The 8,932-nt window shown below is 39.8% G+C and carries 11 protein-coding genes; all 11 read right to left on the minus strand.

Annotation, left to right across the window (positions count from 1 at the left end; genetic code table 11):
- Positions 1-2 precede the first annotated feature (2 nt).
- From hemB to ADG03_RS05390, 11 genes are read right to left on the minus strand one after another with little or no spacing between them, the layout of a single operon-like run.
- Positions 3-971 (minus strand): porphobilinogen synthase, encoded by a 969-nt coding sequence (gene hemB / locus ADG03_RS05340; RefSeq protein WP_049472695.1) that lies wholly within the window; start codon positions 969-971, stop codon positions 3-5.
- Positions 961-1,686, minus strand: coding sequence for a uroporphyrinogen-III synthase (locus ADG03_RS05345; RefSeq protein ID WP_049472696.1), 726 nt, complete (start codon positions 1,684-1,686; stop codon positions 961-963). Before ADG03_RS05345 ends, hemB begins: the two co-directional genes overlap by 11 nt.
- The gene (gene hemC, locus ADG03_RS05350; protein WP_049472697.1) at positions 1,671-2,594 is read right to left on the minus strand and encodes a hydroxymethylbilane synthase; all 924 of its coding nucleotides are present in this window, start codon (positions 2,592-2,594) and stop codon (positions 1,671-1,673) included. Before hemC ends, ADG03_RS05345 begins: the two co-directional genes overlap by 16 nt.
- Complete coding sequence (gene hemA, locus ADG03_RS05355; protein ID WP_049472698.1) at positions 2,581-3,837, minus strand: glutamyl-tRNA reductase; 1,257 nt, start codon at positions 3,835-3,837, stop codon at positions 2,581-2,583. The genes hemC and hemA overlap by 14 nt, the downstream gene beginning before the upstream one ends.
- A gap of 16 nt (positions 3,838-3,853) precedes the next feature.
- On the minus strand, positions 3,854-4,285 hold the full coding sequence (locus ADG03_RS05360; protein ID WP_049472699.1) for a precorrin-2 dehydrogenase/sirohydrochlorin ferrochelatase family protein: 432 nt from the start codon (positions 4,283-4,285) through the stop codon (positions 3,854-3,856).
- A 2-nt stretch (positions 4,286-4,287) separates the two neighbouring features.
- Complete coding sequence (locus tag ADG03_RS05365) at positions 4,288-4,872, minus strand: cob(I)yrinic acid a,c-diamide adenosyltransferase (RefSeq protein ID WP_049472700.1); 585 nt, start codon at positions 4,870-4,872, stop codon at positions 4,288-4,290.
- Positions 4,872-6,371: a cobyric acid synthase gene (locus tag ADG03_RS05370; protein ID WP_049472701.1), complete on the minus strand. Its 1,500-nt coding sequence runs from the start codon at positions 6,369-6,371 to the stop codon at positions 4,872-4,874. Before ADG03_RS05370 ends, ADG03_RS05365 begins: the two co-directional genes overlap by 1 nt.
- Entirely contained in the window at positions 6,356-7,171 is an 816-nt protein-coding gene (locus ADG03_RS05375) for an energy-coupling factor ABC transporter ATP-binding protein (RefSeq protein ID WP_049472702.1), read from the minus strand. Before ADG03_RS05375 ends, ADG03_RS05370 begins: the two co-directional genes overlap by 16 nt.
- Before the next feature lie 4 nt (positions 7,172-7,175).
- Positions 7,176-7,865 carry a CbiQ family ECF transporter T component gene (locus ADG03_RS05380; RefSeq protein ID WP_049472703.1) on the minus strand — a complete coding sequence of 230 codons (690 nt, stop codon included), beginning with the start codon at positions 7,863-7,865 and terminating at the stop codon, positions 7,176-7,178.
- A gap of 33 nt (positions 7,866-7,898) precedes the next feature.
- Positions 7,899-8,183: an energy-coupling factor ABC transporter substrate-binding protein gene (locus ADG03_RS05385; protein ID WP_049472704.1), complete on the minus strand. Its 285-nt coding sequence runs from the start codon at positions 8,181-8,183 to the stop codon at positions 7,899-7,901.
- Complete coding sequence (locus tag ADG03_RS05390; protein ID WP_049472705.1) at positions 8,180-8,908, minus strand: energy-coupling factor ABC transporter permease; 729 nt, start codon at positions 8,906-8,908, stop codon at positions 8,180-8,182. The genes ADG03_RS05385 and ADG03_RS05390 overlap by 4 nt, the downstream gene beginning before the upstream one ends.
- Positions 8,909-8,932 lie beyond the last annotated feature (24 nt).

Consider the following 8,932-nt stretch of genomic DNA (forward strand, 5'->3'; position numbering starts at 1 on the left):
TCCTAGCCTTTCAAATATCCTGCTACATCCTTGGCAAAATAAGATATGATTAAATCCGCTCCTGCTCGCTTCATTCCGATAAGACTTTCCATGACAACGGCACGCTCATCAATCCAACCTTGGGCAGCAGCAGCCTTCACCATACTGTATTCCCCACTGACATTATAAGCGACTAGAGGAAGATCACTTTGATTTCTTAGATCTCTCAAGACATCTAAGAAGGCAAGAGCTGGTTTCACCATGAGGAAATCTGCTCCTTCTTCTTCATCACTTTGAGCCTCCCGCAGAGCTTCTATACGGTTTGCTGGATCCATCTGGTAAGTTTTTCTGTCTCCAAAAGCAGGGGCACTTTCACCGGCATCCCGAAATGGTCCATAAAAACTAGAGGCAAACTTAACCGAATAAGACATAATGGGTACCATGTCAAAGCCAGACTTGTCTAAGCCTTCACGAATTGCCGCGACGTAACCATCCATGGCATTCGAAGGAGCAATAATGTCTGCCCCGGCTTCTGCTTGGCTTATGGCTACTTGGACTAAGCGGTCCAAAGAAAGATCATTGACAACCGTTTCACCATCTAGAATGCCACAATGTCCATGACTAGTAAATTCACAGAGACAGGTATCTGCAATTAGTATGAGATCTGGATAGTGTTGTTTGATCAAGCGAAGGGATTTTTGAACGATCCCGTCTGGGCTAGAGGCCTGTGAACCAACTTCGTCTTTTTCTGCAGGGATTCCAAATAGAATAAAGGCTTTAATCCCAAGTTGCACACAGGATTCCACCTCTTCTAAAAGATCCGTCAAAGCAAATTGAAAGACACCTGGCATGGAAGTCACTTCTTCTTTTTGCTCTAGATTCTCTTTTACAAAAAGCGGTTGAATAAAGTCATTGACGCTTACACTCGTTTCTCTGACCAAATCTCTCATGAGAGAATTTTTTCTAAGTCTACGATGTCTTTTAAAATTCATAATCTTGTATCTCCTTTATAATCACCTCTACCAATTGTAGCATGGATGGACTAGAAGGCATATAGTTTACCGAGACACCACAATCTAAAACAGCTTTTGCTGTGGTCTCTCCAATCACCCCAATTTGGTGATGCTCTGGTAAAGAAAGCCCCTCTTGATAAAAAACATCCCAGGCTGACGGACTGGCAAAGGTCCATACACATTTTTCCTCTAAGGACAAGATGTCTCTTATTTTATCGATTCCCTCTTGATTGGCGACCGTTTGATAAAGAGGCCAAGCATAAACGTCATGTCCCAATTCCTGTAACATCTTTGGATAGGTCGGATTGGCCAAATCACTATGAGGGAAGAGAATGTTTTGCGGATCCCCATATTGACTAGCCCACTCCTTGATAAAATCCACTCCATACTGACTACTGGACTCAAAGGTGACATCTAGTTGATGCTCTCTCAATAACTTACTGGTCTGACTTCCGATCGAGGCAATCTTCAAATCAGGTCTCAAATAGGGAAGAAATAACTGAACCGTATTGGCACTCGTAAAGAAGACCCAATCAGCTTTGGCCAGTTTTTCTTCAAAAATGAGTGGAAGGGGATTGCCTTGTGTGCAAATGAGGGGCGCATGCAACCATTTGACTTGGTTCCGGTCTAGTAAAGTCTGTAATTCGACAGAGGGTTTTTGTTCTCTTGTAAAAATAATTAAGCTTCCCACCATTTGTCTATTAAGGCTCCTTTTTCCATTAGTTGCTCTAAAGCCAGTTTGGGAAGATCGCTTCCATCCTTAGAAGTGAGAGACACGTACAAGCATCGATCCTTACCATCTGCCAACATGGTCTTCAACTGGTATTGCCCCTCGATATATTGAGCGTGAGCTCCTACCGGGAAGGTACAATCCGCATTCATCAAGCTTAGGAAGCTTCTTTCCAATTGGATGCAGTTTTCTACTTCCTGATCGTGAATCGCTGCCAATAGATGCAGGACTTCCTCATCGTCTTCCCGGCATTCGACGGCTAAGGCCCCTTGTGAAACAGCAGGAATAAATGTCTGAGGATCTAAAAATTCTAAATTGAGAGAGGGCGACTGATCTAAATACCCGATCCGTTTTAGGCCAGCAGCAGCTAGCACGATAGCATCGCATTCGCCTTCTTGTAACTTGCGGATACGCGAATCAATATTTCCACGTAAAGGTTTGAATTGGAGATCACTTCTTAGACTCTGAAGTTGGACCTGGCGTCGAATACTACTGGTCCCTACAACTGCCCCTTGCGGAAGAGTTTCAAGAGTCATGCCTTCTTCTCTATAGATCAGACAGTCTCTGACATCTTCTCGCTCCGGAATGGCACCAATGGTACATCCGTCCACAAGGATAGAAGGAACATCTTTTAAGCTATGGATGGCGATATCGATGTCTTGATTTAAGAGCGCCTGCTCAATTTCCTTGACAAAGACCCCTTTTCCACCAATGGTTTGCAGAGAAACATGAACCAACCGATCTCCTTGGGTTTTATAGGGGACCAATTCAAACTCCACATCAGGATGGCATTCTTTTAAACGCTCTACCACCATTTTGGTCTGGGTCATGGCCAACTGACTTTTCCTGGTTCCGACTTTAATGCTTCTCATGGTTCACTCCCTTTCCGCTATGAAGATCGAAAATTTTAGCTATCAAGGCAATATCATATTCCGAATTTTCACCCACAGACATTTCTTTTAATTGCAACAAAGGCTCCTTCAAGATTTGATTGATGATGCTCTTCATATGCTTCGAGATTTGTTTCTTTTCTCGATCAGTAAGATCTGGAAGTTTGCGTAATAAGCTTTCCATAGCTGACTGCTGAGCCTGAATGGCTTTTTCTCGAATTTCTTGAATCAGAGGTATAATGCCCAGTTGCTGCTTCCATTCTTCAAAACTCACTAGTTCACTCGAGATCTCTGCTTCGATATCCTTTGCAATTTCATTTCTTTCTTCAAAGAAAGCTTGCAATTCACTGGTGATATTTTCAATATTGTGAATGGTTATAGAAGAATTAGGATGACAAGTCCGAGGCAAACATAAGTCAAAAACGATAGCTCCTTCTTTTACCATATCAGGATAGAGGATATAACCTTCTGACTTAATGGCTGTGAAAATAATATCCGCATCCTTTACAGCATCATCTAAATCATCCCATGAATAGGCCTGAATGCGATCTTCCGTTAAATAAGGATTGGCCTTTGATAGGGTACGGTTGACCAAGCGGATAGACTGAAATGGACGTTGTAAGACATATTTCGTCACCAATTGGCCAATTTCTCCTAAGCCAATGACAACGATCTTTGTGTTTTCATAATCAAGGTCTTCCCTATCCAACATTTGTAAAGAAGTCAACCCAATAGACATGGGGCGAGCATTAATCCGATAGACATCATGCATTCTTTTTGCAAAGGTAACTGCTTGCCTAAAAGCTTGATTGAGGACGATTCCTGTCGTTCCAGTTTCTTGGGCGCTCAAAAAGGCCTGCTTTAATTGCCCAAGAACTTGGGTTTCACCAACTATCTTGGAATCTAAACCAATAGATACCCGAAATAAATGTTCTAAGGCCTCATTTCCTTCTTTAAACGTAAGATAAGGCTCCAATTCTTCAATAGCTATCTGAAACCAATCCGCTAGAAAGTGCTTGGAATAATACCGACCAGTATGTAACTGATCAACAACTAAGTACAACTCTGTCCGGTTACAGGTTGAAAGGATGACATCCTCCAGAATACTTTTTTCTGCTTTTAATTTTTTGAGCGCAACAATTTTTTCCTCATCAGAAAAATGTACACGCTCTAAAACTGATAAGGGTGCTACACGATGTGTGACACCAACATATAATAAATACATTCTATCCGCCTCGTTCTTATAATTGATCTAAAAGTTGTTCTATCTTTTTTCTAACTTCTTTTGAGCGCGATGGAGATAAACCATTGGTAGAAATCATGACGGATAATTCATTATTTGATGCAATTGCAACATTATAAAAGTCGGAATTTTTCTTATCCCCTGTATTATTCACGAACTGACTAGGGTGAGCCTCTTCCATCACTTTTTTATTGATATCCTGGTTATCAGTGCAGGCAAAAACTAGTTTAGCTCCCTCCAAATCACCTGTTTGATAGCTTCTTTGAACCCATTCAACCTGGGATTTAGGAATTTCTTCATTGAGTTTAGGACTAATGACTGTAACCTTCGCTCCTTCAGACAACAAGGTCTTAATTTTACGAGCTGCCACTTTTCCTCCACCAATCACCACTACTGGTTTATTTTGGATATTCATCATGACAGGATACATGGCTATTTCTCCTCTTTTCTTTCTCTAAAAATCTTAGCGCTTCGTTTATAGACTGTATCTTTGACATCTAAACGATGGTTGACCAAACGGGCCGCGACGAAAAAGTAATCTGACAAGCGATTAATATAAATCAGTCCAACTTCGTTAACTGTTTCATCTGCTTCAATCACAGCGACCATTTTTCTCTCTAAGCGTCGTGTCATAGTACGAGCCACATGAAAGAGACTCGCAATTCGATGTCCACCAGGAATAATGAAACGATCAATTTTTTCAGGAATGTACATATAAGCATCCATTTTTTCTTCTAGGAAGGTAATATCTGACTCCTTTTGTTTGTAAGGTCTCAATTCTCTCGGAGTAGCAAGATCGCTTCCACAGTCAAATAAATGTTGCTGAATTTCTTCACATTCTTCTCTGATATCATCTAATTCTTTGTATTCCTTCATCTCAGATACCAGGTAGCCAACTTGAGAGCACAATTCATCCATGGTCCCGTATGCTTCCACACGAATATGTGTTTTGGATACACGATCACCGCCATATAGACGGGTAAACCCTTTATCCCCATACTTTGTGTAAATTCTCATTAAAGCTCTTCTCCGTTCATAATCTGGTAAATCTTCTTCATATCGACAGAATCACGAATGACTGCTGCGAGTTTATCATATTGTAAATCTTTAAATTCTTTCAGATCCATAACTTGATCCGTTACGGGTTCCAAGCCTTTTTCAATTCGAATTTGGTTCAAATAATCGCGAGTCCATTGAGAGTTATCAAAGACACCATGGAGATAGGTCCCTTGAATTCGTTTGTCTGGTGAAACAGCTCCATCATGTCTGCTTGTTTCCTCACCATTCTGAAGAATGATACGAGAAAATGGTGTCAAGCTATCTGATATCTCTGTTTCCCCCATATGGATTTCGTAACCTTCCAGAATTTGACCTTCGTGTTCTGCCTGGACTTGGGTTGTCCGTTTTGTTCCCTGCATCTGCGTTACGATATCCAGCAGCCCTAGCCCTTCAATTTCATCCAATTCAGACTCGACATGATTAGGATCAGAAATCGTCTTGCCTAATAACTGGAAACCTCCACAAATGCCAAAAATGCGAATACCTCGATCAGCACACTGCTGGATTTTCTCGACAATCCCTGCATTTTGTAAGACTTGCATATCTTCAATCGTATTCTTACTTCCAGGCAAAATCAGAAGATCCGGATTCCCAATCTCATCACCTGGCATGACATAACGGACCGAAACGTCCGGTTGAATTTCCAAACTATGAAAATCGGTGAAGTTAGAGATCCGTTTCAAGGTAATAATAGCCACATCAAGATCTTTTTCCTGATTAAAAGTGCGTCCCTTATTACCTAAAGCTACACTATCTTCGCTATCAATGTCAATGTCTGCATAAGGAACAACTCCCAATACCGGTACTTGAGTGAGCTCTTCAATCATATCAATACCTGATTGAAGCAGGGCTACATCCCCCCTAAATTTGTTGATCAAAACCCCTTTGATGCGCTTACGATCTTCTTCTGGCATTAGTTCAATTGTCCCATAAATAGAAGCAAAAACTCCTCCTTTGTCAATGTCCGCTACTAAAATGACAGGCGCATCGACCAAACGCGCCATTCCCATATTGACGATATCCCGTTCGTTTAAGTTAATTTCCGCTGGACTACCCGCACCTTCTAGGATAATGGTATCGTATTCCTGGTCTAATTCTTGGTAAACTTCTTTGATTTTAGGCAGTAACTCCTGCTTAAATTCATGATAATCCACCGCATCCATATCTTTAAGGACTTTGCCCATAAAAACAACTTGGGATTTACGATCCGAAGTTGGTTTCAGTAGGACAGGATTCATGCGAACATCTGGATCGATCCCTGCGGCTTCTGCTTGCACGACCTGAGCTCTCCCCATCTCAAATCCTTTTTTGGTGATAAAAGAATTTAAAGCCATATTTTGGGATTTAAAGGGAACAACCGTGTAACCATCTTGTTTTAAAATACGACACAAACCTGCGGCAATTAAACTTTTACCTGCATCGGAAGCCGTCCCCTGAATCATTAACGATTTTGCCATAAATATCCTTCTTTCAACTGATCGAATAGAATCTCTTCATTTTCAACTAAAGGCGTTTGGATGGCCTGATGGAGTTTGACAATCCATGGGACCGAAAGACCAGCATCTAGTAGAATCTCTTCTTGTTGAAATACTTCGTATTTTGTCCCTTGGGTCATGATTTTTCCTTTTTTGATCAGGTAAGCATAATCACAACAATCATACATAAGATCCATGTCATGGCTTGTCACAATAATGCTCGTCCCATTGGAAACTAGTTTTTTCATAATCATGGCCATTTGATCTCGCCCTTTCGGATCAAGACCAGCTGTCGGCTCATCTAAGAGCAAAAAGCGCGGTTTGAGGGCCAACATTCCCGCAATAGCAACTTTTTTCTTTTGGCCATAACTTAAGTATTGTACCGGACGGTCCTGCAACTCTTTGATATCCATTAACTCAATAGCTTCTTGCACTCGTTTATCGCATTCCTCTTTCGAATACCCTAAATTCTCCAAAGCCATTCTGATATCATCTTTTGCAATGGTATAAAATAGTTGTTGTTCCGGATTTTGAAACACCATATTGACTTCTTGTCGATAAGCAAATAAATCTTTCTTTTTGTCTTGAATGAGCTGCTGATCCAAATAAACACTCCCTTCTTGGGGTTTAAGCAGTTTGGTCATCACCTTCATCAAAGTAGATTTCCCTGAACCATTAGTACCAATGATCCCGGTAATTTTACCTTCCATGAACTCCATATTCACATGGTCTAAGGCTTTTAAATCATCAAACAAAACCGTAATATTCTCTAATTTCAACATATTTTTATTCCTCCTCATCGAGTTCTTTAGCTTGCGCAAATTTCAAGGTTAAGACATCATTTAAGCGCTGGTTATCCGCTAATAATTTAACAAACAAGGTATTGGCTAATCTTCCCCAGCCAAGATAAGATTTTTTCTTATTAACAAATGAAAATTTCAAATCTAAGGTATCTCGAATTGTTAAAAATTCGATTAATACTAAAAAGATAAAACGATACATCAGTACGATTAATTCCATTAGGATATCCGGCAAATGAAGTCTTTTACAGAGTTTCATCATTTGGTTAAAAGGAATGGTTAAAGCCATAAAATAGGTTGAAATTAAAGAACAATAAATTCTCATAACAATTGGTCCAACTTGTTTGGCAGAAGAATGAAAAACTCCTAAATAGCCATGACTTCCAACTGGTATCGCCATTAAAAATTGATGACTATTTTCACCGTAACTAATAACAAAAGTAGCCATACTTAATAGAATGAAAATAGAAGGATAACGAAACCAACTCAAGTATTTTAAAACTGGAAGTTTAGCAATATAACAAGTTAAGGGAATCATAATAACAATTAACAGTATTTGTAAGGGAAGAAAACCAGAAAATGAAATTACCATTAATATAATAAATAGAATGAATTTATTTAATTCTGGAACATCAGTCCATCGATTATTATAAGCGTAGCGATCAATTACAAACATAGTTTCCTCCCATACAAATGCTAAATGAAATATTTATTTATCTTGATGCTTCTTCCCTCTTTGGTAGCCAATGACATAGAAGATGATCCCTGCACCGATGCTACCTTGTAGGGTAAAGAGTAAGCTCTCTACTTCTGATCCTGGTGGTTCAAACAATGGTGAAAACCAAGGTTTATAGTCCTTTTGAATAGTCGAAATAGCATTTTCTGCGGCATCATCCGTACCACTATATTCTACTCCTTTAGGGGCAAATAAGAAAGCACCGACAATAATTACAACAATAGCTGCTAATAACAAAAGATTCTTATGTTTTTTCATAGGAATAGACCCTCTCTTTCACTAGCATTTTCTGAAATCAAGTTATAGAAGATTACTGTAAGTAGTCCTTCTACAATCGCAATTGGAATTTGTGTAATGAGAAAGACTCCCAAGAACTTAATGGTAGATCCGAATACTCCTGTAGTTGGATCTGGGAAAACCAGGCCAAGTTGAAGGGAAGTTGTTGCATAAGTTGCCAAATCAGCAATCATCGCACACAAGAAGAGTGAGACTGGTTTAGATAGTTTCAAAGAGCGACTGAATTTATAAACTGCAAATCCGACAAAAGGACCAACTACAGCCATTGAGAAGGCATTAGCACCAAGTGTTGTCAAACCACCGTGGGCTAAAAGAAGAGCTTGGAACAACAAACAAATGGTTCCTAAGACACTAATAACAGATGGCCCAAACATCGCAGTTCCCAAACCTACACCAGTTGGGTGAGAGCTAGATCCAGTTACGGAAGGGATTTTCAATGAAGATAAGATAAAGATGAAGGCACCTGACAAGGCCAACATAGTTTTTGAATTTGGATCTTTTGAAACAATCTTCTTAATCTTGATCAAACCGAAGATGAAGAATGGTAAAAATAGTAAGAACCAAACGATACACCATACCAATGGGAGATAGCCTTCCATAATGTGCATAGCAGAAACAGGTTGAGGTCTAAAGATGAATAGCAATACTAATAAAGCAATTGCTAGCATTTTTTTACTTTTTTTCATAATTGCACTCCTTTTTCTTTACCC

It is taken from the genome of Streptococcus parasanguinis (genome assembly GCF_001069785.1).
Classification (GTDB): domain Bacteria; phylum Bacillota; class Bacilli; order Lactobacillales; family Streptococcaceae; genus Streptococcus; species Streptococcus parasanguinis_T.

Coding starts and splice junctions, on each gene's coding strand:
- ADG03_RS05385 (WP_049472704.1), bottom strand. CDS start 8,183: ATGAAAAAACATAAGAATCTTTTGTTATTAGCAGCTATTGTTGTAATT.
- ADG03_RS05345 (WP_049472696.1), bottom strand. CDS start 1,686: ATGGTGGGAAGCTTAATTATTTTTACAAGAGAACAAAAACCCTCTGTC.
- hemC (WP_049472697.1), bottom strand. CDS start 2,594: ATGAGAAGCATTAAAGTCGGAACCAGGAAAAGTCAGTTGGCCATGACC.
- hemB (WP_049472695.1), bottom strand. CDS start 971: ATGAATTTTAAAAGACATCGTAGACTTAGAAAAAATTCTCTCATGAGA.
- ADG03_RS05390 (WP_049472705.1), bottom strand. CDS start 8,908: ATGAAAAAAAGTAAAAAAATGCTAGCAATTGCTTTATTAGTATTGCTA.
- ADG03_RS05380 (WP_049472703.1), bottom strand. CDS start 7,865: ATGTTTGTAATTGATCGCTACGCTTATAATAATCGATGGACTGATGTT.
- ADG03_RS05375 (WP_049472702.1), bottom strand. CDS start 7,171: ATGTTGAAATTAGAGAATATTACGGTTTTGTTTGATGATTTAAAAGCC.
- ADG03_RS05360 (WP_049472699.1), bottom strand. CDS start 4,285: ATGTATCCTGTCATGATGAATATCCAAAATAAACCAGTAGTGGTGATT.
- ADG03_RS05370 (WP_049472701.1), bottom strand. CDS start 6,371: ATGGCAAAATCGTTAATGATTCAGGGGACGGCTTCCGATGCAGGTAAA.
- ADG03_RS05365 (WP_049472700.1), bottom strand. CDS start 4,872: ATGAGAATTTACACAAAGTATGGGGATAAAGGGTTTACCCGTCTATAT.
- hemA (WP_049472698.1), bottom strand. CDS start 3,837: ATGTATTTATTATATGTTGGTGTCACACATCGTGTAGCACCCTTATCA.